Annotated in this window: 26 protein-coding genes, 2 tRNA genes and 1 pseudogene; 15 read left to right on the top strand and 14 right to left on the bottom strand. The window is 54.0% G+C overall.

Translation table 11 applies throughout. From position 1 onward, the window contains the following. Positions 1–13: 13 nt before the first annotated feature. The 3 genes from KW808_RS11290 (at position 14) to glmS (ending at position 4734) form a co-directional block, all read left to right on the top strand. Positions 14–616, top strand: a complete 603-nt coding sequence (locus tag KW808_RS11290) for a YdcF family protein (protein WP_003859552.1) — start codon at positions 14–16, stop codon at positions 614–616. Continuing rightward, positions 617–1891, top strand: coding sequence for a deoxyguanosinetriphosphate triphosphohydrolase (locus KW808_RS11285; RefSeq protein WP_003859555.1), 1275 nt, complete (start codon positions 617–619; stop codon positions 1889–1891). Between the two features lie 971 nt (positions 1892–2862). Beyond that, a complete protein-coding gene (gene glmS, locus KW808_RS11280) occupies positions 2863–4734 on the top strand; it encodes a glutamine--fructose-6-phosphate transaminase (isomerizing) (RefSeq protein ID WP_003857035.1) in 1872 nt (623 codons plus the stop codon). Between the two features lie 57 nt (positions 4735–4791). Here the strand turns inward: glmS and KW808_RS11275 are convergent, their stop codons facing one another. Together KW808_RS11275 and KW808_RS11270 are read right to left on the bottom strand one after the other, a co-directional pair. Then, positions 4792–5037: a hypothetical protein gene (locus KW808_RS11275; RefSeq protein ID WP_003857033.1), complete on the bottom strand. Its 246-nt coding sequence runs from the start codon at positions 5035–5037 to the stop codon at positions 4792–4794. Further along, complete coding sequence (locus KW808_RS11270) at positions 5038–5532, bottom strand: ribonuclease (protein ID WP_003859561.1); 495 nt, start codon at positions 5530–5532, stop codon at positions 5038–5040. It lies immediately after the preceding gene. 39 nt (positions 5533–5571) lie between these two features. Between KW808_RS11270 and dnaG the strand changes: the two genes are divergently transcribed. Next, a complete protein-coding gene (gene dnaG / locus KW808_RS11265; protein ID WP_003859563.1) occupies positions 5572–7473 on the top strand; it encodes a DNA primase in 1902 nt (633 codons plus the stop codon). Position 7474: 1 nt separating this feature from the next. On the opposite strand, the gene KW808_RS11260 is transcribed toward dnaG, so the two are convergent. The 4 genes from KW808_RS11260 to KW808_RS11245 form a co-directional block, all read right to left on the bottom strand. Beyond that, the gene (locus KW808_RS11260) at positions 7475–7717 is read right to left on the bottom strand and encodes a hypothetical protein (RefSeq protein ID WP_003859566.1); all 243 of its coding nucleotides are present in this window, start codon (positions 7715–7717) and stop codon (positions 7475–7477) included. 55 nt (positions 7718–7772) lie between these two features. Then, positions 7773–9611, bottom strand: coding sequence for a glycoside hydrolase family 15 protein (locus KW808_RS11255; protein ID WP_003859568.1), 1839 nt, complete (start codon positions 9609–9611; stop codon positions 7773–7775). 133 nt (positions 9612–9744) lie between these two features. After that, positions 9745–9817: transfer RNA gene (locus KW808_RS11250), tRNA-Asn, on the bottom strand. A gap of 80 nt (positions 9818–9897) precedes the next feature. After that, positions 9898–11448 (bottom strand): alkaline phosphatase D family protein, encoded by a 1551-nt coding sequence (locus KW808_RS11245; protein WP_003859570.1) that lies wholly within the window; start codon positions 11446–11448, stop codon positions 9898–9900. A gap of 150 nt (positions 11449–11598) precedes the next feature. Here KW808_RS11245 and KW808_RS11240 point away from each other — a divergent pair. Further along, positions 11599–11675 (top strand) — tRNA-Ile (locus KW808_RS11240). 50 nt (positions 11676–11725) lie between these two features. Here KW808_RS11240 and KW808_RS11235 read toward each other — a convergent pair. Beyond that, complete coding sequence (locus KW808_RS11235) at positions 11726–12070, bottom strand: hypothetical protein (protein ID WP_003859572.1); 345 nt, start codon at positions 12068–12070, stop codon at positions 11726–11728. 260 nt (positions 12071–12330) lie between these two features. Between KW808_RS11235 and KW808_RS11230 the strand changes: the two genes are divergently transcribed. Further along, a complete protein-coding gene (locus KW808_RS11230; protein WP_003859573.1) occupies positions 12331–12693 on the top strand; it encodes a hypothetical protein in 363 nt (120 codons plus the stop codon). On the opposite strand, the gene KW808_RS11225 is transcribed toward KW808_RS11230, so the two are convergent. Next, positions 12690–13499, bottom strand: coding sequence for a hypothetical protein (locus tag KW808_RS11225; protein WP_003859575.1), 810 nt, complete (start codon positions 13497–13499; stop codon positions 12690–12692). The genes KW808_RS11230 and KW808_RS11225 overlap by 4 nt on opposite strands. A gap of 24 nt (positions 13500–13523) precedes the next feature. Between KW808_RS11225 and KW808_RS11220 the strand changes: the two genes are divergently transcribed. From KW808_RS11220 to KW808_RS11205, 4 genes are all read left to right on the top strand, one after another. Then, positions 13524–14087 carry a hypothetical protein gene (locus KW808_RS11220; RefSeq protein WP_003859576.1) on the top strand — a complete coding sequence of 188 codons (564 nt, stop codon included), beginning with the start codon at positions 13524–13526 and terminating at the stop codon, positions 14085–14087. A 45-nt stretch (positions 14088–14132) separates the two neighbouring features. Continuing rightward, on the top strand, positions 14133–14354 hold the full coding sequence (locus tag KW808_RS11215; protein ID WP_003859578.1) for a DUF4274 domain-containing protein: 222 nt from the start codon (positions 14133–14135) through the stop codon (positions 14352–14354). Positions 14355–14671: 317 nt separating this feature from the next. Next, positions 14672–15481, top strand: a complete 810-nt coding sequence (locus KW808_RS11210; RefSeq protein WP_003857011.1) for a serine hydrolase domain-containing protein — start codon at positions 14672–14674, stop codon at positions 15479–15481. A gap of 321 nt (positions 15482–15802) precedes the next feature. Continuing rightward, complete coding sequence (locus tag KW808_RS11205; protein ID WP_003857008.1) at positions 15803–16231, top strand: hypothetical protein; 429 nt, start codon at positions 15803–15805, stop codon at positions 16229–16231. A gap of 558 nt (positions 16232–16789) precedes the next feature. Here KW808_RS11205 and KW808_RS11200 read toward each other — a convergent pair. Genes KW808_RS11200 through KW808_RS11190 form a run of 3 tightly spaced genes read right to left on the bottom strand, consistent with a single transcriptional unit; the run spans position 16790 to position 18995 of the window. Next, on the bottom strand, positions 16790–17824 hold the full coding sequence (locus KW808_RS11200; protein WP_003859580.1) for an App1 family protein phosphatidate phosphatase: 1035 nt from the start codon (positions 17822–17824) through the stop codon (positions 16790–16792). Positions 17825–17837: 13 nt separating this feature from the next. Next, positions 17838–18665: an HAD-IIA family hydrolase gene (locus KW808_RS11195; RefSeq protein ID WP_003859582.1), complete on the bottom strand. Its 828-nt coding sequence runs from the start codon at positions 18663–18665 to the stop codon at positions 17838–17840. 36 nt (positions 18666–18701) lie between these two features. Then, on the bottom strand, positions 18702–18995 hold the full coding sequence (locus KW808_RS11190) for an acyl carrier protein (RefSeq protein WP_003859586.1): 294 nt from the start codon (positions 18993–18995) through the stop codon (positions 18702–18704). 93 nt (positions 18996–19088) lie between these two features. On the opposite strand from KW808_RS11190, the gene KW808_RS11185 reads away from it, so the two are divergent. Continuing rightward, positions 19089–20051, top strand: coding sequence for an alpha/beta fold hydrolase (locus tag KW808_RS11185; protein ID WP_003859588.1), 963 nt, complete (start codon positions 19089–19091; stop codon positions 20049–20051). A 27-nt stretch (positions 20052–20078) separates the two neighbouring features. On the opposite strand, the gene KW808_RS11180 is transcribed toward KW808_RS11185, so the two are convergent. Continuing rightward, a complete protein-coding gene (locus KW808_RS11180; protein WP_003856997.1) occupies positions 20079–20453 on the bottom strand; it encodes a hypothetical protein in 375 nt (124 codons plus the stop codon). A gap of 17 nt (positions 20454–20470) precedes the next feature. Here KW808_RS11180 and KW808_RS11175 point away from each other — a divergent pair, with 17 nt between their 5' ends. Further along, a complete protein-coding gene (locus tag KW808_RS11175) occupies positions 20471–20785 on the top strand; it encodes a hypothetical protein (RefSeq protein WP_003859590.1) in 315 nt (104 codons plus the stop codon). 28 nt (positions 20786–20813) lie between these two features. On the opposite strand, the pseudogene KW808_RS11170 reads toward KW808_RS11175, so the two are convergent. Next, positions 20814–20912, bottom strand: a pseudogene (locus tag KW808_RS11170) (DUF1707 domain-containing protein); the annotation flags it as partial. A 284-nt stretch (positions 20913–21196) separates the two neighbouring features. Between KW808_RS11170 and KW808_RS11165 the strand changes: the two are divergent. The 3 genes from KW808_RS11165 to KW808_RS11155 are packed head-to-tail and all read left to right on the top strand — an operon-like array spanning position 21197 to position 23871. Then, complete coding sequence (locus KW808_RS11165) at positions 21197–22189, top strand: ABC transporter substrate-binding protein (RefSeq protein ID WP_003856994.1); 993 nt, start codon at positions 21197–21199, stop codon at positions 22187–22189. Beyond that, positions 22186–23076: an ABC transporter permease gene (locus KW808_RS11160; RefSeq protein ID WP_003856992.1), complete on the top strand. Its 891-nt coding sequence runs from the start codon at positions 22186–22188 to the stop codon at positions 23074–23076. Before KW808_RS11165 ends, KW808_RS11160 begins: the two co-directional genes overlap by 4 nt. 3 nt (positions 23077–23079) lie before the next feature. Continuing rightward, positions 23080–23871 carry an ABC transporter ATP-binding protein gene (locus tag KW808_RS11155; protein WP_003859593.1) on the top strand — a complete coding sequence of 264 codons (792 nt, stop codon included), beginning with the start codon at positions 23080–23082 and terminating at the stop codon, positions 23869–23871. A gap of 76 nt (positions 23872–23947) precedes the next feature. Here KW808_RS11155 and aceE read toward each other — a convergent pair whose 3' ends face one another. Next, positions 23948–26716 carry a pyruvate dehydrogenase (acetyl-transferring), homodimeric type gene (gene aceE, locus KW808_RS11150; protein ID WP_003856989.1) on the bottom strand — a complete coding sequence of 923 codons (2769 nt, stop codon included), beginning with the start codon at positions 26714–26716 and terminating at the stop codon, positions 23948–23950. Positions 26717–26994: the final 278 nt, after the last annotated feature.

Raw genomic sequence — 26994 nt, 5'->3', positions numbered from 1 at the left:
GGTGGCGTATTCGATGCTCAGAACGCCTAATAATCGGCACAAGATTGATTCAATTTTGGTGTTGGGCACAGCTCAATATGATGGGGTTCCATCGAGGCAGTTTGCTGCTCGTTTGAGGCATGCCGCGAAGCTGTGGCGTCTTCATGAAATCCAGCATGTATATACTGTCGGCGGAAAACTTCCTGGCGATCGTTTCACCGAAGCAGAAGTCGCGCGGGAGTATTTGATCAAAGAGGGCGTGGATCCGGATCTGATTTTTGCCTCTGCAGTTGGCAATGACACTGTCTCCTCCTATGAGGCGCTTGATCCGGAAAAGCTTGGTCGGGTGCTGATTGTTACTGATCCGAACCATTCGTATCGGGCGGTGCGCATCGCGCGACGCATGGGCTTTGACGCGAAACCTTCCCCGACAACCTATAGTCCCGCGAAGTTTCCGTCGATAGTTTATTTTCTGACCTTGTCCCATGAGTGGGGCGGGGTAGTAGTACAGGACGTGTCGTGGCTCTTGGGCGAACGGGTGGCCGATAAGGTGGAAGCATCTTTGCGAACTATCCAAGGCCTGCTGCGCCCTTCGCGGCGTGCGCGCCACGAGCAACTTCGGAGGCTGAAAAAGTAGATGTACCCCTATTCCGACGCAGACGCTTTTCGACGCCACCCTGAGCGCGCCAAGTCCAGCCAACTGCGCACCAGCGCCGTAGACACCCGCAGCGCGTTCGCCCGCGACCGGGCTCGCGTGCTGCATTCTGCTGCTCTTCGACGCCTCGCGGATAAAACCCAAGTGGTTGGCCCCAACGATGGAGACACTCCACGCACCCGGCTGACGCACTCTTTGGAAGTAGCTCAAATTGCACGGGGAATCGGAGCTGGACTGGATTTGGATTCTGATCTGTGCGATCTGGCAGGGCTGTGCCATGACATTGGGCATCCGCCGTATGGTCACAACGGTGAAAACGCCTTGAATGAAGTTGCTGCGGCCTGTGGCGGGTTTGAGGGTAATGCCCAGACCTTGCGTATCCTCACGCGTCTGGAGCCAAAAATTGTGTCGGAGGAAGGGGAGAGTTTCGGTCTCAACCTGTCGAGGGCAGCCCTTGACGCTGCGTGTAAATATCCGTGGGCCAAAACAAACGCGGACGGCAGTATTAATAAGAAATACAGCGCGTATGACGAGGACGCAGAAATCCTCGCTTGGATTAGACAAGGCCATGAGGATCTTCGCCCACCGATCGAAGCGCAGGTCATGGACTTTTCTGATGACATTGCCTACTCGGTGCACGATGTGGAAGACGGTATTGTATCCGGGCGTATCGACTTAAAAGTGCTGTGGGACCTGGTGGAATTAGCAGCTTTGGCAGACAAAGGAGCAGCTGCTTTCGGAGGTTCGCCTGCAGAGCTCATCGAGGGTGCAGCATCGTTGCGGGAACTTCCGGTGGTGGCTGCCGCTGCGGATTTTGATTTCTCACTGCGTTCCTACGCTGCGCTGAAGGCGATGACTTCAGAACTAGTGGGAAGATACGTTGGCTCTACCATCGAGTCAACAAAGAAAACACACGCTGGCATTGATGTGGGACGCATGCACGGCGATTTGATCATTCCAGAAACAGCGGCCAGTGAAGTAAAACTGCTCAAAACGTTAGCGGTTCTCTATGTGATGGATGACCCAGGGCACCTTGCGCGCCAAAACAGGCAACGGGATCGTATCTTCCGGGTTTTTGACTACCTGGTGCTGGGGGCTCCGGGATCGTTGGATCCGATGTATCGCCAGTGGTTTATTGAAGCGAATTCAGAATCGGAACAGATCCGTGTGATTGTTGATCAGATTGCGTCGATGACGGAGTCTCGTCTGGAACGTCTTGCCAGGCATGCTGCTGACATCTCAGGATTTTTGGGATAATTGGTTAGAGCAGCAGTAAGTTTCAGTAAGGCTAATAAAATGTTCTGGCTTAAACCTGTGTCGTGTCAGATGGGGGTGAAGTAGTGGCCTTAAGGCTAGCGAACATGAATTCGTGCTCGGGGACTAAACAGAGATCAAATCACGCTGCCCAAAAATTTCGCCTTTAAGGTTTGTGGGTGTCTGTGTCGTTTACCGCTGTAAAGTATCAGCACGTTATGCACCCTGGTGTGATCGGGCGTTCGTTCTGGGTCGAAACCCCAAAAGTCACAATTCCCCAGAAGCGGGTCAAACCCATTTAGCTTATTGCTTACATATCGAGGGTTTAGAAAAGTGATTTGTCGGATCAGTCGGTTTCTGCCAAGTAAATAAAATTTTATAAATTTTGTGGGTCTCAAATCTTCGGCCACGGTTTCCGATTTGAACCGGAGGTTCGAAAGGCTTATGTAGAAAAGATCCTGCATCGTCTCACGAGCCCCTCATTGCCTGACACGGTCAATCGTGTGGGACGTACCAATCCGTGAGATTTCTGCCAACGAGCGATTCATTGGCCCCGCTGCAGAGCTGGCAGAACACGGACATAACCCAAATAATCTGAGGTCTGCCGTTTGCAGCAGCATTAGCGTTTGATGTGGAAGGTGATGCAGAGGCTGTTGATCTGCAAGCGCGTCTTTCCCAAGCACGGGGGAACCCTGAAGCATCGGATGCTCTAGTTGCTGAGCTGACTGGTGTTACTGCTAATCATCCGTTGGTCAGTGCTTGTCTGAAGTTTCCGCTCAATCCTAAGCTTCTCAAGATTTCGTAAAAAAGCTGCCAACTACCGTAAAACCGCACTACTAGAGGAGTGCGTTTTTCGTTCCTGAACACATTGCGTGCTGCAACTTAATTATGGTCCTCCCAGCTCAGTGTGCTGTGTGGATTGTTTATTCTCGTCCATTAAGTGATCGAGAAAAAGTTGTTGTAAAGTCATGCGCATGTGTGGAATTGTTGGATATATTGGCCAGGCGGGCGACTCCCGTGATTACTTTGCGCTTGACGTCGTTTTAGAAGGACTGCGCCGACTTGAATACCGCGGTTATGATTCCGCAGGTGTAGCTGTTCATGCGAACGGTGAAATCAGCTACCGAAAGAAGGCTGGAAAGGTAGCTGCGCTGGACGCTGAGATCGCTCGCGCTCCTTTGGCGGATTCCATTTTGGCTATTGGTCACACCCGGTGGGCAACTCACGGTGGACCAACCGATGCAAATGCACACCCCCATGTTGTTGATGGCGGCAAGTTAGCTGTCGTACACAACGGTATTATTGAAAACTTTGCAGAGCTGCGCGCAGAGCTTTCAGCTAAGGGCTACAACTTTGTTTCCGTTACTGACACTGAAGTTGCCGCCACATTGCTGGCAGAAATCTACAACACCCAGGCTAATGGCGATCTGACCAAGGCTATGCAGCTTACTGGTCAGCGTCTTGAGGGTGCGTTCACCCTGCTGGCTATCCATGCTGATCATGATGATCGTATTGTTGCAGCGCGCCGTAACTCTCCTTTGGTTATTGGCTTGGGTGAAGGCGAAAACTTCCTCGGCTCTGACGTTTCTGGCTTCATCGATTACACCCGCAAGGCTGTTGAGATGGGCAACGATCAGATTGTGACCATCACTGCGAACGACTACCAGATCACCAACTTTGATGGTTCTGAGGCAACCGGAAAACCTTTCGACGTGGAGTGGGATGCGGCTGCTGCTGAAAAGGGTGGCTTTGATTCCTTCATGGATAAGGAAATCCACGACCAGCCAGCTGCAGTGCGTGACACCCTCCTCGGACGTTTAGATGAGGATGGCAAGCTGGTCCTTGATGAGCTTCGTATTGATGAAGCCACCTTGCGCAGTGTAAACAAGATCATCGTTGTTGCTTGTGGTACTGCTGCTTACGCAGGCCAGGTTGCTCGTTATGCCATTGAGCACTGGTGCCGTATCCCAACCGAGGTCGAGTTGGCGCACGAGTTCCGTTACCGCGATCCAATCGTTAATGAAAAGACTCTGGTCGTAGCATTGTCTCAGTCTGGTGAGACCATGGACACCTTGATGGCTGTGCGTCACGCTCGTGAGCAGGGCGCGAAGGTTATCGCGATCTGTAACACCGTTGGTTCCACTCTGCCACGTGAAGCAGATGCGTCCCTGTACACCTACGCTGGCCCTGAGATCGCTGTGGCGTCCACCAAGGCGTTCTTGGCTCAGATCACTGCTTCTTACTTGCTTGGCCTGTACTTGGCTCAGCTGCGCGGCAACAAGTTCGCTGATGAGGTTTCTTCCATTCTGGACAGCCTGCGTGAGATGCCTGAGAAGATTCAGCAGGTCATCGATGCAGAAGAGCAGATCAAGAAGCTTGGCCAGGATATGTCGGATGCTAAGTCTGTGCTGTTCTTGGGTCGCCACGTTGGTTTCCCAGTTGCGCTTGAGGGTGCGTTGAAGCTCAAGGAGATCGCATACCTGCACGCGGAAGGTTTCGCTGCAGGCGAGCTCAAGCACGGCCCAATCGCTTTGGTTGAGGAAGGCCAGCCGGTCTTCGTTATCGTGCCTTCACCTCGTGGTCGCGATTCCCTGCACTCCAAGGTTGTCTCCAACATCCAGGAGATCCGTGCACGTGGCGCTGTCACCATCGTGATTGCAGAGGAAGGCGATGAGGCTGTCAACGATTACGCCAACTTCATCATCCGCATTCCTCAGGCCCCAACCCTGATGCAGCCTCTGCTGTCCACCGTGCCTCTGCAGATCTTTGCGTGCGCTGTGGCAACCGCAAAGGGCTACAACGTGGATCAGCCTCGTAACCTGGCAAAGTCTGTCACCGTCGAATAAAAAGATTTCGCTTCTCGACGCCAAGTGCCGCCCCAAGGGGCGGCACTTGTGGTGTTTTTAGCGACGGTTGAAGCGCAGATCAACGCCTAGATCATCGCAGACTTCTTCAATCCGTTCTGTTTCCTCTGCCGGTACAAGCCAGTGACCTTTGACGGTGATTGTGTCCAGTCCAGTTTCCCGGATCAGATCGACCATGCCGTCCAGATTGGTTGGCGCTGGTCGTTCCACACCCCAGGCAGCGGCACCGAGGAGATCAAAGAACTCCTGTCGAGTGCTAAACGATCCCTGCAAGACGATATTCATTTAGTTCTCCGCATCGGTGATGGCACAGAAAGTTTCATAGTGATCTGAGGTGTAGTACCACACCTCTGGATCAGTTGGGTTTGATCCACCGGTGACAATGCGCAGTGGACCGCGGTGGCTAAGTCCTGGGGTTTCCACGGTGTATTCGCGGTAGTAGTTGCTGGACTCTTTCGGTAGTACGCCTTCGTAGTTTCCAAAGCGCACGCCGTCATTGTCTGGGTAATCAAAAGGACCACCGGCGAGGATATCGTCGACCACCTCATCAGCTTCTTGTGGCAGCTCACTCATGGAGCAGCTGTCACCGTCTAAGTCGCTGTTGCTGGAAATGGACTCAGATGTTGGAGTGTTAGAGCTAGTAATAGTGGTAGTAGTTGCTGAGCTTGATGCTTGGCTGGTGGCTTCACCTGAAGTGGACAGATCAATTCCAAACCATGCAGCAGCGAGGACAACGATGACTCCGAGTACTCCGCCGAGGGTCTTCTTGCTGTTTTGCATACAACCAATATAGGCACACTAAAGGGACGGGCTAAAGTGATGGTCATGGCAAAGGGACGTATTCCGGAAAGTGACATTCAGGCAATCCGCGAGCGCACCCCGATCGAGGAGATCGTGGGTGATTATGTGCAGCTGAAATCGGCAGGTGCTGATTCGCTCAAGGGGCTTTCTCCCTTTAAAGATGAAAAAACACCATCGTTCCATGTGCGCCCCAATCGTGGTTACTACCACTGTTTCTCCACCGGCAAAGGTGGAGATGTGTTCTCCTTCCTCATGGAGATGGAACACATCTCTTTCCCTGAGGCTGTGGAAGTGTGTGCGGAGAAAATTGGTTATCAGATCAATTACCAAGGTGGTGGCCCGGGGCGCCGTGAGGAACCTGGAACTCGCCAGCGCCTTATTTTGGCTAATAAGGCTGCGCACCAGTTTTATCGCGAGCAATTAGAAACCCCTGAAGCACAACCTGGCAGGGAGTTTTTGCTGCAGCGTGGATTCGGACAGCAGCACATTTATCATTTCGAATGTGGCTATGCGCCTGCCGGCTGGGATACCTTGACCAAGCATTTGCTGAAGAAGGGCTTTGAGTTCAAAGAATTAGAAGCTGCCGGTCTAAGCAAGATGGGTAAGCGCGGTCCGATTGATCAGTTCCAGCGCAGGTTGCTGTGGCCGATCAAGAACCTGTCTGGTGATGTCATTGGTTTTGGCGCTCGCAAGCTTTTTGATGACGACAAAATGGGCAAGTACATGAATACGCCTGAGACGTTGTTGTACAAAAAGTCCAAGGTGCTCTTTGGTCTAGATTCTGCAAAGAAAGCCATTGCGGCTGGACACCAAGCAGTAGTGGTGGAAGGCTACACCGATGTGATGGCCATGCATGCCGCGGGCATTGATACAGCCGTGGCATCGTGTGGCACTGCGTTTGGTGAAGAACACTTGCAGATGCTTCGTCGACTCATGCTGGATGATAACTACTTCCGCGGTGAACTGATTTACACCTTCGATGGTGATGAGGCCGGCCAGAAGGCCGCCATGCGTGCCTTTGAGGGCGATCAGAAGTTCACAGGACAATCATTTGTGTCTGTGGCACCCAACGGCATGGATCCGTGTGATCTGCGCCTTGAGCGTGGCGATGCGGCAGTGCGTGATCTTGTAGCACGACGTATTCCGATGTTTGAGTTCGTCATCCAATCGATCATCAGCGAATACACCCTCGACACCGTGGAAGGCCGTCTGGCTGCGCTTCGTCGGGCAGTCCCCATCGTGGCGGATATTCGCGATAAGACACTGCAATCTGAATACGCCCGCCTGCTGTCTGGTTGGGTCGGCTGGTCTGATCCTTCAGAGGTGCTGCGTCAGGTTCACGAGGAAGCACGTCGCCCCAAGCGCGATAAGAAGCCGATGCGTGCAAAGCGTTTCGATCAACCACTCGAGGATCAAAGCCTGCGACCCACCATGGCGCTGCCAAATCCGCGGAACCCTGTGCTGTGGCAGGAACGGGAATCACTCAAGATCGCCCTGCAATATCCGGAGCTCGCGGGATCGTACTTTGATGGACTGCCAACCGATAGCTTCACCAACCCTGCCTACCGCATGGTACGCGATGCGATTTCGGCTGCTGGGGGATGTGAACGTGCCCTCGATGGCACTGATTGGTTGCCTGCCGTATCGGAAAATATGACTGATATTTTGGGCACGTCGCTGGTATCAGAGCTAGCGATGGAACCCATCGAGGTGGAAGCGCAAGACCTGGAATCATATACCGATGGTGTGTTGTCCAGGCTGCAGGAAACACGAGTGGGCAACCAGATCGCCATCTTGAAAGGACAGCTGCAAAGAATGCGTCCGTCTGAAGATGAGCAAGCCTACAACTCGCTGTTTTCCGATCTGGTTGCCCTGGAACAGGCGCGCCGGGAGCTGTTGGCCCGGGCGTTTAGAGGGTAATTTAGTCCTGGTCTTGCTCGAGGACTTCATGCCCGTCCGCAGTCCGCAGGTTTTTTACTTCCTTCATACGGGGCTGCGGATCCAGCTTGTTGGCAATGGCTTTGCGGGCGGCGGTTACAGCCGTTTTGGTGGCAGGGGAGTTAATCGCTGCTTCATATCCCTTTTTGATCTGGTGGTAACGCTTGCGGCCGGCCTTTGTGCCAAGCACGTAGCCTGCTGCAGCGCCTATCACTAACTGGATCATGTGTGGATAACTCTCCCTAAATATAAAACTTGTACCAAGAATGACACCTTAGACTCTACCTGTTTCTCGCCTCTTCGAAATTTATGGCCCGTGCAGCGCTAATCAGACCAATGTGGGAGAAGGCCTGAGGGTAGTTTCCAGCGAGCCTGCCATGGTGGGTGGAGTATTCCTCAGCCAACAAGCCAAGTGGGCTTTGGACGGCAAGGATGCGGTCCATCTTTTCTTTGGCCTCGTCGAGGCGGTTGGAGCGGGCGTATTGTTCTACCAGCCAGAATGAACAGATGAGGAAGGGGTATTCGTCGCCGGCAAGGCCGTCAGACCCGTCGGTGTGGTACCTGTGAAGAAAGCCGTGGGCGTCGAGAAGCTCTTGCTCAATGCGCGCTACGGTGCTGAGCATTTTTGGATCGTCGAAGCCGATGAAGCCTATTTGGGCGAGCTGCAGCAGCGAGGCGTCGACTTGGGTGTTGTCGTAGCACTGGGTGAAGGATTGGATCTCTTCGTTGAAGCCGTTTGCCATGATTTCTTCGCGGAGTTTGGCGCGGAGTTCACGCCAGCGCTCGATGGGGCCGTCGAGGTTGAATTCTTCGATGGCTTTGATGCCGCGGTCGAAGCCGGCCCACATCATGGCGCGGCCGTGGGTGAAATATTGCGGTTCGGAGCGCATTTCCCAGATGCCTTGATCCTTGCGGTCGAAGTTGGCTTCTTGGAAATCGAGGATGGCTTTTTGCATGCCCCAGGAGAATTCGTCCTCGAGGCACCCGGCGCGGCGGATGGTTTCAAGCGCGACCATTACTTCGCCGACGACATCTGCTTGGTATTGTTCGGCGGCTCCATTGCCAACGCGAACAGGCACGGAGTTTTCGTATCCGCGCAGGTGTTGGAGTTCGCGTTCAGGGAGGTGTCGTTCGCCGCCGAGGCCATACATGATGCGGAGGTTTTCCGGGTCGCCTGCGATGGCGCGCAGCAGCCAGGTACGCCATTGGAGGGCTGCGTGGGAGAATCCGTATTCCACGAGGGCTTCAATGGTGAGTGCGGAGTCGCGCAGCCACACGTAGCGGTAGTCCCAGTTGCGGATGCCTCCGAACTCCTCTGGTAGTGAGGTGGTCGGTGCGGCCACGATGCCACCGGTTTGTAGATCGGTCAAGGCGCGCAGTACGAGCATGGAGCGGCGGACTTCAGCGTCGTAGAGGTGCTGGTGGGGGAGCTCTTCAACCCATGATGCCCAGAAGCTCAAGGTGCTCTCCAAAGAGCGGGTGTAATCCGGCATGGGGGGATGCGGTTCGAACGACGGTGCCCAGGTGAGAACCCATTCCACGGATTCGCCGGCCGTCAGGTGGAAGGTGCCACTGTGACAATCCTTTGCAGGGCGGTGTGGCATCTCAGGTCCACGAACATATACCGCATTGGGGCCGGCGACAGCCTGCACGATGCTGATGCCGTCGACAGTGCTGGTGCGGAAATACGGAGTGGACTCGCCATAATCAAAACGCAGGCGCAGGATCGATTCCACATCCACTTCGCCTTCCACGCAGTGCACAGAGCGCACCAGGTCGGTGATATCGGGTTGTTCTTGACCGTGAATCGGCATGAAATCAACAACCCGGGCAGTACCGGTCTCTGAACGCCACACGGTCTGCACCACGAAGGAATCGCCGAGGTAGTTTTGGCTGATCACCTCACCACCTGGGACACGCAAACTCCAGTGTCCGTGCTCGCGATCACCAAGCAGCCTGGTGAACATGGCTTGGGAATCAAAACGAGGCAGGCACAACCAGTCCAAACTGCCCATGTTGGACAGCAGAGCGCCGGTGTGAGTGTCTGACAGTAGCGCGTAATCCTCAAGAAGTGTGTCCAGAGGGATATCAGTCTGTGTGGAAGCTCCTGGAATGGTCATGCGCCCAGAGTAGAGGATTTCAGGCCAGGTGACTCCAATAAAGTGAGCTATCTTGGAAAAAAAATTGCTTTTCGACGCGCCCCTCCACAACAAAACCCGCCGTTTTAAGAAAAACGGCGGGCTGTGTGTATTGCTCCTCCAACTGGGCTCGAACCAGTGACCCTTCGATTAACAGTCGAATGCTCTGCCAACTGAGCTATGGAGGAATAAGGATTGCTTGGAATCTGGTTCCTTGCAACGAGAATTAACTATATCTTCAAGGTCTTAAAACCTACAAATCAGCAGCTCAAGTAGTGAATCCGACGCCTGGTTTCCACTCAAGTGCAATTGCCGGAGCAACTTCTGAGTCCGGAAGGGAGAGATCGGCGACGCGGTGCCAGACCATGTGCGCGCCATCTTGGGTGAGATTCACCGTGGCGTAGCCGTGGGCGTCAAGATCAACGTGGCGCACATGCGAACTGTTGGCTCGGATTACTTGTTCCGCTTGCAGGGAGACCGGATTGTCCTCAGGGAGTTTGGCGAAGTCGTTGACATTAGCTGAGGTGATGGAGCTGCATACTGCCTCGACACCGATGTCTTGACCATTAAACCGGATGGCGTTTGCCCATTCGGAGTGGATATCGCCAGATAGAAAAAGCGTTGGCGTGGCGAAATCGGCAAGCACAGCTAGGAGTCGGTCGCGCTCACGGGAGTAGCCGTCCCACTGATCCAAATTGGCGGGAATAGGTTCAGGGATCTGGAAAAGAGGCTGCCCGGTAATTGCCATGGGGGCAAACATCACTGAGCTGCCGATGATATTCCACGTCGTGGTGGTGTGTTCCACGTTGGATTTCAGCCACTCAAACTGCTGCGACCCCATCATGGTGTCCGCACGTTGACCCTCCAGCCACTGTTGCTGGGAGGGTGCTGGATCTCTGAAACTTCGAAGATCAAGAAGTGACAGCGTGGCGAGGTCACCAAAAGTGAAGGAACGATAGAGCGTGTCCTCCTGGCGGATCGGCATCCACTCCAAAAAGGCCTGCCGAGCAGCATTTTGACGATCCACCCACGAACCCTCATCAGCGGAATGATTCTGCGCGCCCTCACGATTAGAGTTGTTGGCCGACTCATGGTCATCCCACATGACAATCCACGGCAACGCCGCATGCGCTGCCTGCAAGTGATTGTCACTGCGGTAATGGCCATAACGAGTGCGGTAGTGCTCCAACGTGATGGTTTCATGAAGAGGCTGATGCGGGCGCACCACACCGTCCTTTCCGGCGAACATACCGGTGGCGTACTCGTAGATGTAATCACCCAAAAAAATCAACATCTCCAATTCGCCGGCGTCAGCGCGCCGGGCGATGTCGCCGTAGGCGGCAAAAAATCCTGCCTCCCAATTGGCACACGACGCAAGGGCAAAGCGAAGGTGCGGGAGGGGAGCGTCGACAAGCGATGTTGTTTGCGTGCGCCCCACAGGGGAGACCTCGCCGGTGGAGGAGATGAAGCGGTAGAAATAGCGGGTGGATGGGCTCAAACCCGTGGCGTGCGCGTGGACGGTGTGATCGCTTGCTGCGGAGGTGATTACGGTTCCCGAGCGCGTGATGCTGGCGAAATCAGGAGTGGGGGAGACTTCCCAGGTGACAGGAGAGTCGGGGCCAAGGCCACTTCCAGGTGTGGCGTCGGGAATTGGGGTCAGCCGAGTCCACAAAATGGCAGAGGTTGCGGTGGGGTCCCCGGAAGCCACGCCATGCTGGAATTGGCGTTCTTCAGCGCGTGCAGGTGTGCCCGCAAAAGTGGCTAGACCTGCAGTAACGGCGGTTGTCTGCAAGAACTGGCGTCTGCTTAACTGTGGCATGAGGCTCCTCAAAATAGCGCCGAGTATGCATTAAATAATGCGCCACATTGGCACACCTCGCAGCGAAAGCGGAAAATTGAAGAGGGCTTAATTCAAATTAGAAAGTGGACCTAGTTATACTGATTCTCGTTGCATGAACGTGCAGCGGTAGGGGCTATAGCTCAGTCGGTTAGAGCCGTGGACTCATAATCCATTGGTCCCGGGTTCGAGCCCCGGTGGCCCCACCAATATTGAATGTTTTACCCCCGGTCGTCTGGCCGGGGGTTTACGTTCACCACTAGATACCGTCCCTCGATTCATTATCGTCTGGCTCAATGATGTTTCGCAGCACTTCTAGAGAGATCAATGCCCCTGCTTCGATGGGATCATCCTCAGCGACTTCCCGAATCTCGAATGTGATTCCTTCGTTCTGCCATTTGGTCAGCAGTGCCAGCAACAGTTGTGCGCGTTCGTCGTACCAGGCGTTTGAGAACATCTCCTCGATCACGACGGGAAGTCCCGCAACGATGCGCGACCTGATCTCAGACAGGCCGTAACCGGTGAAGGCTTTAATATCTCTCAGGATGGAAGTCGCAGTAGCTGTACGGTTCAGGATGACGACGGTGCGCGGTGAATCGCTCATGCGCTCACACCAGCAGTGAGGTTGATCAACGTCACGTGTCTGCTCCTTCTTCCCAAGCTTACGAAGTATCGCGACTTCCTGAGTTGCGAGATTTCTTGGGTTTCAATGTAGTCGCAAAAAGGTTTTACTCGTTGGGCAGTTGTGGGAATAGTATTCGTGCGCAGCGGATTCACACGCATAGTAGTTTTGGGGGAATGAACATCTAAGGGTTTTCCGCAGGTGACTATTTTGCATGTTTCGAACCGCGCATTGAAGCCTGGGTGGATATTCGCGGTCCGCGGAAGCCGGAGTGGTTGGCGGAAAATATCGATAATCCGCTGAGACACTGGGTCGATAATCCTCATATTCCGGCGTCTGCTGCGAAAAAGGCTGGAAATATTTACAAAGCGACCCTTCGAACCATCAGAGCCTCAACAAAGATCCCAGACCAGGCTCCCTTAAAAGAAACCCTGCGCAGCTTCATCGCAAGCATCAACCAGCTCGCCGCAAAGAAGAATTTCATTGATGCAGGGGAGCGGGAAGATATCGTTGTTGCGCTGGAAAAACTATGCAAAGCGGCAGGAGATAGCTCAGAAGAAATTCAGCAGGCGATCGTGATGGGAGAAGAATTCATAGAGGACTAACGCCCCAACACGTCTACCTTCCAGCCTTCTTGAGGTGGAGTTCCGTGGGCAAGAATGTAACCGATGACATTGAGTGCATCGGGGATTGTGACGGTGTCGACATCGTCGTATTCATCTTCTTGGCCATTGTCCAAGAGGAAGCCACCCCTTGAACCCTTGCCAGCTTGGGGGTCGATGGCATGTCCTGATGTGCCATTAGGTTCAATGAGAGTGATCTTCATACGCTCTCGATTGGTCACCACCTGCAGTTTCAACCCGGTAGCAGTTTCCAATTGAGTGCTCAATGGACCTGTGGCCAATTGGTTGATAAATAAGGTCTGGATTTCCGCTGCAGTCAGGATCTTCTTTTTAGAACCTGAAAGCCACCAACCCGATACGAGAATGTCTGCAGCATCACCCGTATCGACAGGTATGGAAATTGCAGGAAAATGACGCGCGAAACGCTCTTTAAGGCCCGTGGATTTCTCCAACGCTGATCGTGCTTTGCCGCGGCTGATGGAATCGTCGCGGGTATCAGGGAAACGGGCGTAAGCAATTCCCACCAATGCAGTTTCCTCGGTGCGTTTTAGTGTCGAGTAGGGCCAAAAACCAACAATATCCTGGTAGCCAAGAATAAGATCGTGCTTATGACTGACATCGGTGATGTCGATCAAATAGTCTGGGAATTCATCCATTTCCACGATGACTCGATAAATCCATTCTTTGAGTTCATCAAGAGTGATTGCATCAACGATGAGGCAATCGAACGCAAAACCCAGATCCTCGGAATCATCTTGGGTAACGAGCCATGCGGGAGCGTTATTCACGCCCGCCAGAATACAATAAAACCCATGAGTCATACGGTCCCTTTTGGCGACGGCTGGATCCAAGTCCTTGAGGATGCTGCAGAAACCGTGTCGATCACCGACACGTTGGATGCCCTCCGATTTTCTCCCGAGCAAGCGGAATGGGCTGCAGAATTCGGACCACTACTGTGCGGCCCAGCGAACCAACCGCCGGCGTATCTCACGGCTTTAGACGGGCACACGAAGCTACCGCTTAGCCCGCAGCTGACGGAGTTCTATAGCTACGCCCGATCCTGGACAAACAGTGAGGCCTTGGGAAACGTCATTGATCCCGATGACTACCTCGATCATCTCACCGACCCTCGCCTTTATTTGCAGGATATTCTGGATAATGAGTTTGAACGGGTGGGGGTGCTCGTCGATAAGCAAAATCGCCCGCTCGACCCTGCCCGGTGCGCGCTGTTCTCGCTCGACGCACTTGCACGCGCGCCCTACAACCGCGCCTACTTCGTCTTCGCCGCGCCCGAGCCTGAGATCTGGGCGTTTGAGAACGAGCACGTCCACGCGCCGGACTTGCGCGCCTATTTACAAGCACGCTTATCGACGTAATTACACTCGGCGGAAACCGTCGCGGAAAAATGGAGGATCCTCGCCATGAACCAAGCAAACCTGCCTGCCGAAATCGCGGACCTCTCCGATGAAACCGCACTGTGGGAAATCATCAACGAATACAACTGGGACGACGGCTTCGCGGTTCCCCTCGCAGTAGTCCGACACTCCAAATGCGACCGAGCGCTAGCCCTCCGCTTGTTTTGGGACATCGATGAAACCGCCCAAATCCACCACTCCGACGAAGAATCAGCGATCGCCGAGTAGTACGCCAGTACCGCAGAAAACGACCCAGCAGAATTCGACAGAATCCTGGACTACTGCACCACACTGGTCGAAGGGCTCCGCAAGCAGACCTATCCTCGGGGCTCCAACCGTTTCGACACGGGATTTTTCAACCTCGAGGACCCTTCTTTGACCGACCGTCAGCGCAAAATCCGCGCCGGAAAACCAAATTTGCGCTCAAGAATTTCGAGGAAGCTTTCCTCCAACCAGAGCTATAAAAAAGGTTGTAGAAGAAATTTCCTAACATACATCGTTGTGTTGCCAGGGGTTTAACAGATTAGTTGCTAAGGTCTGTCTCCATGCAGAGTTTTAAGACGCTTGAATCTTGGCCTGTCGACAATGTTTCGGCCAGTGTCATCTCCGACGGCGCCGTGCACTTTTACGGCGACGTCGATCGTGTTTTTGAACTCATGAGTGTGACAAAACTCCTGGCCACCTACGGTTTCCTTGTTGCCATCGAAGAAGGTGTTTTTGAGCTCGATTCACCGATGGGTCCTGAAGGATCCACAGTGAGGCATCTGCTCTCACATGCTTCTGGCGTGGCATTCGATAAGCCGGTAGCGGAAAAGGGAGTGGGGGAGCGCCGCATTTACTCCTCTGCTGGCATGGACATCTTGGCGGATGCTGTTGCCGCTGAAGCTGAAATGCCGTTTGCAGAGTATCTCCGCGAGGCTGTGTTCGAGCCTTTGGGAATGGAGAACTCTGAACTATGGGGTTCTGCGGGACACGAGGCGCGCAGCACAGTGGCTGATCTTACCAAGTTCGGCCAAGAACTCACCGCACCAACTCTGATCTCACCAGAAACCCTTGCAGAGGCTTTCCAGGTGCAATTCCCGGAACTGATTGGCACCGTCCCCGGTTATGGCATGCAGAAGCCGTGTCCGTGGGGATTGGGCTTTGAAATCAAGGGACAGAAGTCGCCGCACTGGACAGGTGACTTGATGCCGGAGAACACTGCTGGACACTTTGGGCAGTCGGGAACATTCTTTTGGACTGTTCCAGGCTCAGGTCAAGTCGGGGTTGTTTTGACTGACCGAAATTTCGGTCCTTGGGCTAAACCGTTGTGGACTGCCTTCAATGACGAAGTCTGGGCCGAGTTAAATTCATAAACTTTTGCCGTAATTACAGTGCTTAACTATGGCCAGTGTTACAGATGTTACTTCTGTGACGTGGGAAAATGTCCGAAATGTTATGAAGTTTAAACCTTAACTTTAGCTTTAGTAAATGGGGGATAAAGCTTAAGTTGAGGGTTGCCGGGGTCCACTTACTCAACCACAATCGCCTGTGTAGTCATTCAAGGAATTTTGAAGCGAGCTCGAGGCCGTTGGGGAAGACGAACCTCGTCTTACTTCCTTTAGTAACTGCACATATCTACTTGTATATGTGTGCGGGAATTGAAGGCAGTTAAGTGTTGCCGAAGGAAACCGAACATGACGAACAATGCATTAACCGTGCCAACCCGGACCCGTCATCAGGCGGATTTGCTCACGGCAGACTTCTGGGAAGACATGGGGTTGCCCCAACTGAAAACTACCATCGAAGAATCCATCGACGATGTAGCCCTCCCAATGCATACCGCTGTTCTAGAAATCAGCGGAATGCCAAAGGAACTGCGTCAGACCGTGGAATCCGCAATGGTTGTGTGTATTCCGAGTCCTTCGGAGCTGTCCGGCTCCAACAGGGACCCGCTCACCGCACGATGGTTCACTGCATGGCGCCGTGACCCATTCGAACTTGGCCTCACTGAGTGTCGAGAGGTGATCACCGGAACTCCACGCGAACTCGACAAACTTCGAGGAGTGCTGGAATCTCTGGCTGATGAATACCGTTTTGAAGTTGAGCTGCGAATCGTTGACTAGAAAGCCAGTGATTCTTTAGCTCGGCGGGGCGTAAATAGACCAGCCCGTGGGGCCTCTCTAGAGGAAGAGGGAGGCCCCACGGGTTTTTGGCGCACTTTTTGGGGTGGTTTGTGACGTGTTGATTACCGTCGGACGATTGGTCGAATAATTATGCGAAAATTCACCACAGATTGCTGGCGGGACAGGGTTTGTGGTGGGTTTTTGCAAGTTTGGGTCTAGTTAGTGCAAAAATCTATTCGATTTGATGGTCTGGCCACACGATTGTGGTGAGTTCTTGATCAGCAAGCTCGCAGGAATCTCATCTGTCCCACTGGTCACAAAGCCGAGGTCTCTCAGAATCGGTTTTAAGAGCCTCAACGGGCGTCCTCCATACCAAAAGCCTATTTGGGGATCTCAACCTCTTAAATCGCCTTTTACCTCGGGGCCCCGCCCCAAAAATAGTCAGTGCCCATTTATGCCATACGCGAACGCAACCAAGGACCAAACCAGGTGACCGAGGAACCCAAAGTTAAGGCGACGCTGGTCACCCGGTTTGGTTCATGAGACACCCAGTAGGACTCAGGCGAACGGCTTCGTCTCGTAGCGCTGCAGCAACTCATATCCATCGCGGCCGTGAACTACTGGGACTCCTTGGCCACCGTTGGTCGTGATGGTGGACAGTGACGCAGTTGTTCCGTGGGAGAGCACATGTTCGCCGGGGGAGAGCTCACGGATTGCAACACCTGCGATGCGGTTGGGGTGTTCTTCGACTGCTTCGCCGTAGATGAGGGGATCGTGTTGGCCATCGTCGCCGACGAGGATCCATTTCATGTCGGGGTATTCGATAAACAGGTTGCGCAGTTGGACTTTCTTGTGCTCTTGACCTGAGCGGAATAGTCCTGTGGGGGTTGGTCCCCAGTCGGTGAGCAACATGGGGCCGTCGGGGAGTGCGTGTTTGTTGATGAACTCTTGGAGGGTTTCAAAGGTGTTCCATGCGCCGGTGGAGAGGTAGAACACGGGTGCGTCGGGGTGGTCTTTGAGGAGTTCTTCGTAGAAGCGGTTCATTCCGGGGACTGGTTTGCGGGTGTTGGTGTGCAAAACCCACGAGTTCCATGCGGCGAGGAGTGCTCGGGGAAGCCAGGTGACCATGATGGTGTCGTCGATGTCGGAGATGAGTCCGATTCGGGCGGTGTTTTCCACGATGAGGACGCGGGCTTCGGCGGGGGTGGAACCTTCGGCTTGGATCTGGATGGTGTGCCAGCCGGGGTCAAGGTTGTGGTCTTCCACCAGGAGGTCAACGTAGCCGTTGTCGTTGGTGGATGAGGTAACTGTTTTCCCACCAACGGTGACAGTTACTGGCAGGTTGGGCACTTGGATGGTGAAGAACTGGCGCCAACCGCGCTGTGCTTGTTGGGTAATTGATTGGGAGGGGGCGTCGACAAGCAAATTTTCGGGGTTGGACATGAGCACGCGCGCAAGGACGCGCACTCGACGCCCGGAGCCGTAACCGGAAAATCCGGTGACTTCGGGCTTCCAGCCCTTTTTGATGGACCAGTTGAGGGTCGCTGCGTTGGTGCGGTTTTCGACGCTGCGCACAATGTCTGCAAATGCCATGACCTACAGAATACTAGTCAGTGAACTGCTGCTCATCTGGTACGTGAAATGCACCGTCACCGAAAGGATCGTCCCAGCAATCGGCAAGATCGGCGATGGAATTGATCACGTGAGTTGGGCGGAAGGGGTAGCGGCGGATCTCGGCGTCGTCGGAGATTCCGCTTCGAACCAGCACGGTGCTCAGGCCGGCTTCCAAACCAGATTTCACGTCGGTGTCCATGCGGTCGCCGATCATGACAGTGTGCTCGGAATGCGCCCCGATGGTGTTCAGCGCACTGCGCATCATCACAGGGTTTGGCTTACCGATGTAATAAGGCTCAGCGCCTGTAGCTGCGGTAATAAGCGCTGCGACAGAGCCAGTAGCAGGCAAAATGCCACTTGGTGAAGGTCCAGTGACATCCGGGTTGGTGCAAATAAAGCGAGCGCCACCCAAAATCAGATTTATCGCAGTAGTGATTGCCTCGAAGGAATATGTGCGGGTTTCACCCAGGACAACAAACTCAGGATTGGCATCCGTCAAAATCCAACCCGCGGTATGCAACGCAGTGGTCAGACCGGACTCGCCAACAACATAGGCTGTGCCCTCCTTGACCTGGGATTTCAGGAAGTGAGCAGTGGCGGTTGCAGAAGTCCAAATACGCTCCGGCGGGATATCCAAACCGGAAGTCTTAAGACGTGCAGAAAGATCCCTCGGGGTGAAAATGGAGTTGTTGGTCAAAACCATAAACTCCACATTGTTATCGGTGAGAGACTGAAGAAAACGATCTGCACCTGGAATTATCTCGCCCTCTTTGATGAGGACGCCGTCCATGTCGGTCAGATATGAAATGTTCACTGTCATAACACCATTGTCCCTGTTTTGGGCGAAATTTTCCCGCTAATCAGCCTTATTGGTGTTAATAAAGTCAATCAAATCCTGCACGGTGGTCAAATCCTTGGCATCGGCGTCCTCAATGCGAACACCAAACGCGTCCTCCGCATTGACAATCAACTCGATGTAATTGAGTGAGCTCACCGCCAAATCCTCAGTAAAACGAGATTCCGGAGTGACGTCTTCGGCTGAAATTCCGCCAACATCCTGCAAAATCTTGGCCACGCTCGCGAAAACGTTGGGGCCTTCTGCGCCAGTCTTTACAGCGTTTTCTGAAGCGGCTTTGTCGTTGAAATCCATGATCCCAAACTACCTCAAAGCGCTTGTAGGCTAAGACTTATGGATACACAACGCGGCTCATTGCGGGGAAAAGCTCATAAAGCAAGGCTAAAGATGACGCCAAATGGTCGCAGGCAACTCCTCCTGGAGCGTGGCGCAGCATTTAGCAAAAACCGTATCCCGGGTCTAAAACACGTCGACCGCCACACCATCGTGGACTCCGACGGCCTCAGCATCCACACGTACATGGTTGGCCATGCCGAAAATGCCACGGCAACGGTCGTGTTCATCCACGGCTTCACGCTTGCCGCCGAAGTGTATTACATGCAGGTCGACTACCTACAAACCTTTTACCCAAATATTAAAAGCGTGCTTATCGACGCCCGCGGCCACGGCGCCACCGGCCAGGTCCGCCCAGAGCTCTGCACCATCGAAGGAACAGCGAACGATGTTCTCGCAGCCATCCACGAACACGCACCGACCGGCCCGCTCATTTTGGTTGGGCATTCCCTCGGCGGACTCACGGCACTTAACCTGGTTAAACGGGCAGATCACTCACTTCGAAAGAGGATCGTCGGCATGGTTCTAGTCGCCACTTCGATCGAATCATTATCCACCCAAGGTCTACCACAAGTCCTGGCATCACCTCTTGCCGACAACATCAAAAACGCCGTCGAAGCAGCCCCCAACGATGCCCAAAAATTCCGCCAATACGCCACCACATTTCTAGCCCCTACCCTGGCCACCGCAGTCTTCCAACGAGACACAAACGATGAAGTCATCGATTTCCACGCCGCCATGATCCACGAAACCCCCTTGGATACCTTCGTCGGTTTCTTCGACGACCTCCAAGAACACGACGAACTCGATGCCGCACCAGCATTGGAAGGCCTCAAAGGCTACGTCCTTGCCGGCGAATTAGATGATGTCACCCCAATTAGCCAAGCCGACCGCATCTGCGAAGTCTGGCCCGGCGCACGCCTTCAAATCGCAGAAGGAGCAGGTCATATGCTTCCGCTTGAAGCGCCAGGAATCCTCAATAATGCGATCAGCAACATTTTGGACGGGCTGGGCTGAGGAACCTGGTTCGGGCGTGGCCCGAGGCTACTCAAACATTTTCTGCCAGAACCCAAAAGGCTCATGAGGATGCTTGGTGAAAACCTTCAACCCTGATGCGCGTGCAACACCAGTGATGAACACTCGGGGAGCACCGGGGAGAGGATTGGTTGTTTGAACCTTGAAATCCGACCAGTTCTTGGAAGCCATCTGCACTTCCACATACACACCCGGTGGAACAATCAGCGTCATAGAACCCATGGTCATGTTGACATCAAAGGTAATGACAGGAGCAGCCGCGGTGGCATGGCGGATATCTAAGAAAAGGTCAGCACCGTTGAGCTTGTATGCCGAATATGCAGGAACGAGCCATTCACCGGACTTTTGGATGGAGCCCATCGTGGAGGTTTCTGGTTCCGGCATGTGCCCTGCACCTGGTTGTGGCAGATGGCCACCCACTGGAATTCCACCTTGTGGGCCAGGCTGATATTGATTTGGACGCGTTGGTGGCTGGTGCATCGGTGGTTGCTGCTGGTCAGTGCCGGGATCGGGGTAATAGCCGGGCTGATTATGTGGAGGCTGCTGCGGTGGATATTGAGGTGATTGGCCGTAGCCGGGTTGTCCATAATGCTGTGGCGGTTGCTGTTGCGGCCGCTGATGTGGTTGCTGCGGCTGCTGGGGCCGCTGCTGCGAAACCTGCGGCCCTCCCAGGAAGCGGGCACGGATCCTCATCAACTCGCCTAGATCATCAGTAGACCAAACGGTATCAACCACGTCTTGGTAAGTATCTAGATCGAGTCGCCCCTGGCCAACGAGCCGGGTGAGTTCTGATTGAAGATATTCGCGGTCAGAGTCACTGGGTTTATTTGAGGAAACGTTCATGGTGTTCCCCACTCTAGTCTTTGGAGGTTTGCTAGGGGAGAGGATCCCTCTTTAATGATCGATTAAGGAAACCGCGGTGTCTAGGGCCTCTAAAAGATTGAATTGGTGCACCCGCTATCCACCCATTTTGTCCATGTCCTGCGGGATATCCAGGGGGAATTGCGCATATGACTGGTAGAACAAGTAGTTTAAATCATGAGACATTTCACATATGGTTCTTTATCCGAGACATGTGTTGACGCTGTCTGCCCCTTTTTGAAAATAACACTTTAAGGAGATGTGCCATGTTTTCTTCCCGTTCGAAGGTACTCGCAAGCATCTTTACTGTTGGCGCCTTGGCGTTAGCTTCGTGCTCAAGCGATTCCAGTGACAGCTCCACCTCCACTGATGCTGCAGGTGGCGACTCTTACCGAGTTGGCATCAACCAGCTTGTTCAGCACCCCGCACTTGATGCAGCGACCACTGGTTTCAAGGAAGCTTTTGAAGAGGCAGGCGTTGACGTCACCTTTGATGAGCAAAACGCTAACGGCGAGCAGGGCACTGCACTGACTATTTCTCAGCAGTTCGCTTCTGACAATTTGGATCTCGTGTTGGCTGTTGCAACTCCAGCAGCACAGGCAACTGCGCAGAATATCACTGATATCCCAGTCCTGTTCACCGCAGTTACCGATGCAGTGTCGGCAGAGCTGGTGGATTCTAATGAAGCACCTGGCGGGAACGTCACCGGTACTTCTGATATCGCACCAATTGAGCAGCAGTTGGAGCTTTTGCAGCAGCTGGTTCCTGACGCAAAGTCCATCGGCATCGTCTACGCATCTGGTGAGGTCAACTCTCAGGTGCAGGTCGATGAGGTCACCAAGGCTGCTGAGCCACTGGGGCTGTCCGTTAATACTCAGACTGTCACTACCGTGAACGAGATTCAGCAGGCTGTTGAAGCTCTCGGCGATGTTGATGTCATCTACGTTCCAACTGACAACATGGTTGTTTCCGGTATTTCTTCTCTGGTTCAGGTTGCTGAGCAGAAGCAGATCCCTGTGATCGGCGCTGAGTCCGGCACTGTTGAGGGTGGCGCACTGGCAACCCTGGGTATCGATTACACCGAGCTTGGCCGCCAGACTGGTGAGATGGCTCTGCGTATTCTGCAGGACGGCGAAGACCCAGCAACCATGCCTGTGGAGACTGCAACTGAGTTCACCTACGTGATCAACGAAGATGCAGCAGAGCGCCAGGGCGTGGAGATCCCTCAAGAGATTTTGGATAAGGCCGAACGCGTATGATCGGCGCTTTTGAGTTCGGATTGTTGTACGGAGTTGTCGCATTGGGCGTCTATTTGACGTTCCGAGTGCTCAACTTTCCCGACCTCACCGTTGACGGCAGCCTGACCACTGGCGCGGCAACAGCTGCGACAGCTCTTATGTCTGGCTGGCCTCCTCTTATGGCTACTGCCGCTGGTTTCGTTACTGGCTTTATCGCTGGCATGATCACCGGTTTGCTGCACACCAAGGGCAAGATCGATGGTTTGCTCGCAGGTATTTTGACCATGATTGCGTTGTGGTCGGTTAACTTGCGCATCATGGGTGGCGCGAACGTGCCATTGTTGCGCACCGATAACCTCTTCACCCCGCTTCGCGACGCCGGCCTCCTCGGCACATGGGCAGGCCCGGCGATCCTCGCCGTTGCAGTGGGAATTTTGGGACTCATCGTCATCTGGTTCCTCAACACTGATATCGGACTGTCGCTGCGATCCACCGGCGACAACGGGCCGATGGTGCAGTCCTTTGGTGTTTCAACGGATTTCACCAAAATCCTCACCATCTCCCTGTCCAATGGTTTTGTTGGTCTTGCCGGTGCACTCATCGCTCAGTACCAGGGCTTCGCAGATATTTCGATGGGTATTGGCCTCATCGTGATCGGTCTCGCATCGGTTATTTTGGGCCAGGCCATCTTCGGTCAGCGTCGCGTGTGGTTGGCTGTGTTGGCTGTCATCGTCGGTGCCATCGCGTACCGCCTGATCATTTTCGCAGCACTGCGCGTTGGCCTTGACCCCAACGATATGAAGGCAATTTCTGCGATCTTGGTGGTTGTCGCCATGCTGCTGCCGAGGTGGCGTGCTAAGTTCTCCAAGGCACCGAAGCCTAAGCAACCAGTAGCAGTGGAGGCTTAAGACATGTTATCCATCAACGGAATTTCCAAAACCTTCTTCCCCGGCACTGTGAATGAGCGCCGCGCGTTGCAGCAGCTCAAACTTGATATGGCTGAGGGTGATTTTGTCACCGTCATCGGTTCTAACGGTGCGGGCAAATCCACGCTGCTCAACGCTGTTTCTGGCCGTTTGCTTGTTGATTCCGGCGAGATTTCCATCGACGGCAACAATGTAAACAAGATGTCAGAGCACAAGCGTGCCCGCTACATCGGCCGCGTTTTCCAGGATCCTCTGGCCGGCACCGCGCCGAATCTCACCATTGAAGAGAATCTGGCCATCGCGTTGCTGCGCGGCAAGCGCCGTGGATTGGGCTTTGCACTGACCTCGAAGCGCCGTGAGCAATTCAAGCAGGAACTTGAGCGCCTCGAGCTGGGTCTGGAAAACAGGCTCACTGCCAAAGTTGGTTTGCTCTCTGGCGGTCAGCGTCAGGCATTGTCCCTGCTGATGGCTGGTTTTACTCAACCTAAAATCATGCTGTTGGATGAGCACACCGCAGCACTTGATCCACAGCGTGCAGAGCTTGTGACCACCTTGACCGAAAAGATCGTGGCAGATGGAACTCTGACTACGCTTATGGTCACGCACAACATGGAACAGGCAATTCGCCTGGGCAATCGCCTGATCATGATGCATGAAGGCCAGATTGTCTACCAGGCAGATCAGGCTACCAAGTCGAAGTTGACTGTGCGCGATTTGCTGCAGGAGTTCGCCAACATCAAGGGCGCAACATTGTCTGACAAGGCGTTCCTCGGCTAAAAAGAGCTTGCTTTACGACGAATCCCGCCGCCAGACTAACGTCTGGCGGCGGGATTTATCTGTCCCTTGAGGTGATTTATTCCTCAGGAGCGTTTGGATCTACGGAAACACTCGTAGGATCATCCAACTTGAACTTCTCAGCAGCCTGAGCAGCAACGGAGACGTCGATCTTGCCTTCGCGTGCCAGGGAGTTCAGCACTGCAACAACAATGGACTCAGCGTCGATGTTGAAGAAGCGACGAGCAGCTGGGCGGGTATCAGAGAAACCGAAGCCATCTGCACCGAGAACGGTGTAGTCGCCTGGGACCCATTCACGGATCTGGTTTGGCAGATCAGTGGAGAAGTCAGACACTGCGACGTATGGGCCAGAGGTCTGCTTCAGCTGGGTGGTTACGAATGCCTCGCCAGCATCTGCACCTGGGTTGCGCAGCTGTGCCTTGTTACGAGCAGCGCCATCGCGAGCCAAGTTAACCCAAGAAGTAGCGGAGTAAATGTTTGCACGAACTCCGTAGTCAGCCTCAAGGATGGATGCAGCCTTGAGAGCCCACTGCATACCAACACCGGAAGCCAAGATGTTTGCCTCATGGCCGGTGCCTTCACCGCGGGAGTAGAGGTAGATGCCCTTGTGCAGGCCTTCTACGTCCAGTCCTTCTGGCTCAGCTGGCTGTGGGGTTGGCTCGTTGTAGATGGTGATGTAGTAGATAACATCTTCGCCCTTGCCTGGGCCGTACATGCGGTCGATGCCACGGTGAACCAGGTGTGCGATCTCGTACGCAAAGGATGGGTCGTAGGTCTCGACACCCTCGTTGGTGGAAGCCAAGACAGGGGAGTGTCCATCCATGTGCTGGAGGCCTTCACCGGTCAGGGTGGTGCGACCTGCGGTAGCGCCCAAGAGGAAGCCACGTGCCATCTGATCGGCTGCTGCCCAGATGGAGTCACCGGTGCGCTGGAATCCGAACATCGAGTAGAAGATGTACAGCGGAATCATGGCCTTGCCGTGGGTGGCGTAGGAGGTACCCGCAGCGATGAACGATGCCATGGAACCAGCCTCGTTGATGCCTTCGTGCAGGATCTGTCCTTCAGGTGCCTCACGGTAGGAGAGCATCAGGTCGTGGTCAACAGGCACGTAGTTCTGACCGTGCGGGTTGTAGATCTTCAAGGTTGGGAACCAAGAGTCAAGACCGAAGGTACGTGCCTCATCAGGAATGATTGGGACAAGGCGATCAGCCAAGCCCTTATCGCGCATCAGTTCCTTGAAGGTGCGAACAGTCGCCATGGTGGTAGCGATCTGCTGCTTGCCGGAGCCCTTACGGACAGAGCGAAGCTTATCCAGTGGTGGAACCTGAATTGGATCGTAGTTCTCACGACGCTCTGGCAGGTAGCCACCGAGCGCTGCGCGACGTTCCTTCATGTACTTGATTTCAGGAGCGTCTTCACCTGGGTGGTAGTAAGGAGGAAGGTAAGGATCCTTCTCCAGCTGCTCATCGGTGATTGGGATGCCCTGCTTGTCGCGGAACAACTTCAGATCATCAAGCGTCAGCTTCTTCATCTGGTGGGTTGCGTTACGGCCTTCGAAATTGTGGCCGAGTCCGTAGCCCTTAATGGTGTGAGCAAGGATGACGGTTGGGCGATCCTTGGTCTCAAGAGCTCGCTTGTAGGCTGCGTAAACCTTGCGGTAATCGTGGCCGCCACGTGGCAGCTTCCAGATTTCTTCGTCGGTCATGTTCTCAACGAGCTTTGCGGTGCGTGGGTCACGTCCGAAGAAGTGCTCACGAACATATGCGCCGTCGTTAGCCTTGAAGGTCTGGTAGTCACCATCGGAGGTGTTGTTCATGATCTCAACAAGTGCACCATCCTGGTCCTTCTCCAGAAGTTCATCCCACTCGCGACCCCAAACAACCTTGATCACAGACCAGCCTGCGCCACGGAAGAAGGACTCGAGTTCCTGGATGATCTTGGTGTTACCGCGGACAGGTCCGTCGAGACGCTGCAGGTTGCAGTTAACCACGAAGGTCAGGTTGTCCAGGTTGTTCAGTGCAGCCTGCTGGATGAGACCACGTGATTCTGGCTCGTCCATTTCGCCGTCGCCAAGGAAGGCCCAGACGTGCTGGTCAGAGGTGTCCTTGATGCCACGGTTTTCGAGGTAGCGGTTGAAACGTGCCTGGTAAATGGCATCCATTGGGCCAAGACCCATGGACACAGTTGGGAACTCCCAGAAGTCCTTCATACCGTGTGGGTGAGGGTAGGACGGAATACCACCCTGCTCACGGGAAACTTCCTGACGGAAGCCATCGAGATCGTCTTCAGAAAGGCGACCCTCCATGAATGCACGTGCGTACATACCTGGTGATGCGTGGCCCTGGAAGAAGATCTGGTCGCCGCCGCCTGGGTGATCCTTGCCGCGGAAGAAGTGGTTGAAGCCAACTTCGTACAGAGGGGCTGCGCCTGCGTAAGTGGAAATGTGCCCGCCGACGCCGATGCCTGGTCGCTGAGCGCGGTGAACCATGATGGCTGCGTTCCAGCGAATCCAACGACGGTAACGCTTCTCCATTTCCTCATCGCCTGGGAATTCAGGTTCCATAGAGGTTGGAATGGTGTTGACGTAGTCGGTTGACGTCATTGGGGGAAGAGATACGCGCTTTGCAGATGCACGCTCAAGCAAACGAAGCATGAGGTAACGAGCACGTTCTGGAGAAGACTCCTGGAGTAATCCGTCGAGTGAATCCATCCACTCGTTGGTCTCCTCCGGATCTGAGTCGTTCAAATAAGATGCCACGCCATCGCGGATCATCGCGAAGTTAGAGTCATCCGAGGGCTTGCCACCAAGTTTTGCTTGATCGGCCATTTCCACACCTCCTGTTGGAATGTTTTATTTCGTTTATACGTCCCGGTTTCCCGGTCCCATTCTTGGTCGTACCTAATTGTGACACGCCGAAGTGCACGAATGAGTCAACGCATAAGTTATTAACAAGGATACGCAACACCGAAGATTTGTTTTACAGACTGTGACGTAAGGGGAGTGGTGCGCTCACTGGGATTTCAGGTATCCATCAATCGGTGTGCTTCCTGGCAATTGTTGTGGATTTTTTAAAGAACATTTCTACGGAAACTAGCTGCATGTTC

The sequence above is a fragment of the [Brevibacterium] flavum genome, assembly GCF_019317305.1.
Taxonomy (GTDB): domain Bacteria; phylum Actinomycetota; class Actinomycetes; order Mycobacteriales; family Mycobacteriaceae; genus Corynebacterium; species Corynebacterium glutamicum.
The sequence above is the reverse complement of the archived record's forward strand: the minus strand, read 5'-3'. Positions and strand labels throughout refer to the sequence as shown.

Excerpts from the sequence above, each read along its gene's own strand:
- KW808_RS11290 (WP_003859552.1), top strand. The coding sequence starts at position 14 with ATGCTCAGAACGCCTAATAATCGGCACAAGATTGATTCAATTTTGGTG.
- KW808_RS11285 (WP_003859555.1), top strand. The coding sequence starts at position 617 with ATGTACCCCTATTCCGACGCAGACGCTTTTCGACGCCACCCTGAGCGC.
- glmS (WP_003857035.1), top strand. The coding sequence starts at position 2,863 with ATGTGTGGAATTGTTGGATATATTGGCCAGGCGGGCGACTCCCGTGAT.
- KW808_RS11275 (WP_003857033.1), bottom strand. The coding sequence starts at position 5,037 with ATGAATATCGTCTTGCAGGGATCGTTTAGCACTCGACAGGAGTTCTTT.
- KW808_RS11270 (WP_003859561.1), bottom strand. The coding sequence starts at position 5,532 with ATGCAAAACAGCAAGAAGACCCTCGGCGGAGTACTCGGAGTCATCGTT.
- dnaG (WP_003859563.1), top strand. The coding sequence starts at position 5,572 with ATGGTCATGGCAAAGGGACGTATTCCGGAAAGTGACATTCAGGCAATC.
- KW808_RS11260 (WP_003859566.1), bottom strand. The coding sequence starts at position 7,717 with ATGATCCAGTTAGTGATAGGCGCTGCAGCAGGCTACGTGCTTGGCACA.
- KW808_RS11255 (WP_003859568.1), bottom strand. The coding sequence starts at position 9,611 with ATGACCATTCCAGGAGCTTCCACACAGACTGATATCCCTCTGGACACA.
- KW808_RS11245 (WP_003859570.1), bottom strand. The coding sequence starts at position 11,448 with ATGCCACAGTTAAGCAGACGCCAGTTCTTGCAGACAACCGCCGTTACT.
- KW808_RS11235 (WP_003859572.1), bottom strand. The coding sequence starts at position 12,070 with ATGAGCGATTCACCGCGCACCGTCGTCATCCTGAACCGTACAGCTACT.
- KW808_RS11220 (WP_003859576.1), top strand. The coding sequence starts at position 13,524 with ATGAGTCATACGGTCCCTTTTGGCGACGGCTGGATCCAAGTCCTTGAG.
- KW808_RS11215 (WP_003859578.1), top strand. The coding sequence starts at position 14,133 with ATGAACCAAGCAAACCTGCCTGCCGAAATCGCGGACCTCTCCGATGAA.
- KW808_RS11210 (WP_003857011.1), top strand. The coding sequence starts at position 14,672 with ATGCAGAGTTTTAAGACGCTTGAATCTTGGCCTGTCGACAATGTTTCG.
- KW808_RS11205 (WP_003857008.1), top strand. The coding sequence starts at position 15,803 with ATGACGAACAATGCATTAACCGTGCCAACCCGGACCCGTCATCAGGCG.
- KW808_RS11200 (WP_003859580.1), bottom strand. The coding sequence starts at position 17,824 with ATGGCATTTGCAGACATTGTGCGCAGCGTCGAAAACCGCACCAACGCA.
- KW808_RS11195 (WP_003859582.1), bottom strand. The coding sequence starts at position 18,665 with ATGACAGTGAACATTTCATATCTGACCGACATGGACGGCGTCCTCATC.
- KW808_RS11190 (WP_003859586.1), bottom strand. The coding sequence starts at position 18,995 with ATGGATTTCAACGACAAAGCCGCTTCAGAAAACGCTGTAAAGACTGGC.
- KW808_RS11185 (WP_003859588.1), top strand. The coding sequence starts at position 19,089 with ATGACGCCAAATGGTCGCAGGCAACTCCTCCTGGAGCGTGGCGCAGCA.
- KW808_RS11180 (WP_003856997.1), bottom strand. The coding sequence starts at position 20,453 with ATGCCGGAACCAGAAACCTCCACGATGGGCTCCATCCAAAAGTCCGGT.
- KW808_RS11165 (WP_003856994.1), top strand. The coding sequence starts at position 21,197 with ATGTTTTCTTCCCGTTCGAAGGTACTCGCAAGCATCTTTACTGTTGGC.
- KW808_RS11160 (WP_003856992.1), top strand. The coding sequence starts at position 22,186 with ATGATCGGCGCTTTTGAGTTCGGATTGTTGTACGGAGTTGTCGCATTG.
- KW808_RS11155 (WP_003859593.1), top strand. The coding sequence starts at position 23,080 with ATGTTATCCATCAACGGAATTTCCAAAACCTTCTTCCCCGGCACTGTG.
- aceE (WP_003856989.1), bottom strand. The coding sequence starts at position 26,716 with ATGGCCGATCAAGCAAAACTTGGTGGCAAGCCCTCGGATGACTCTAAC.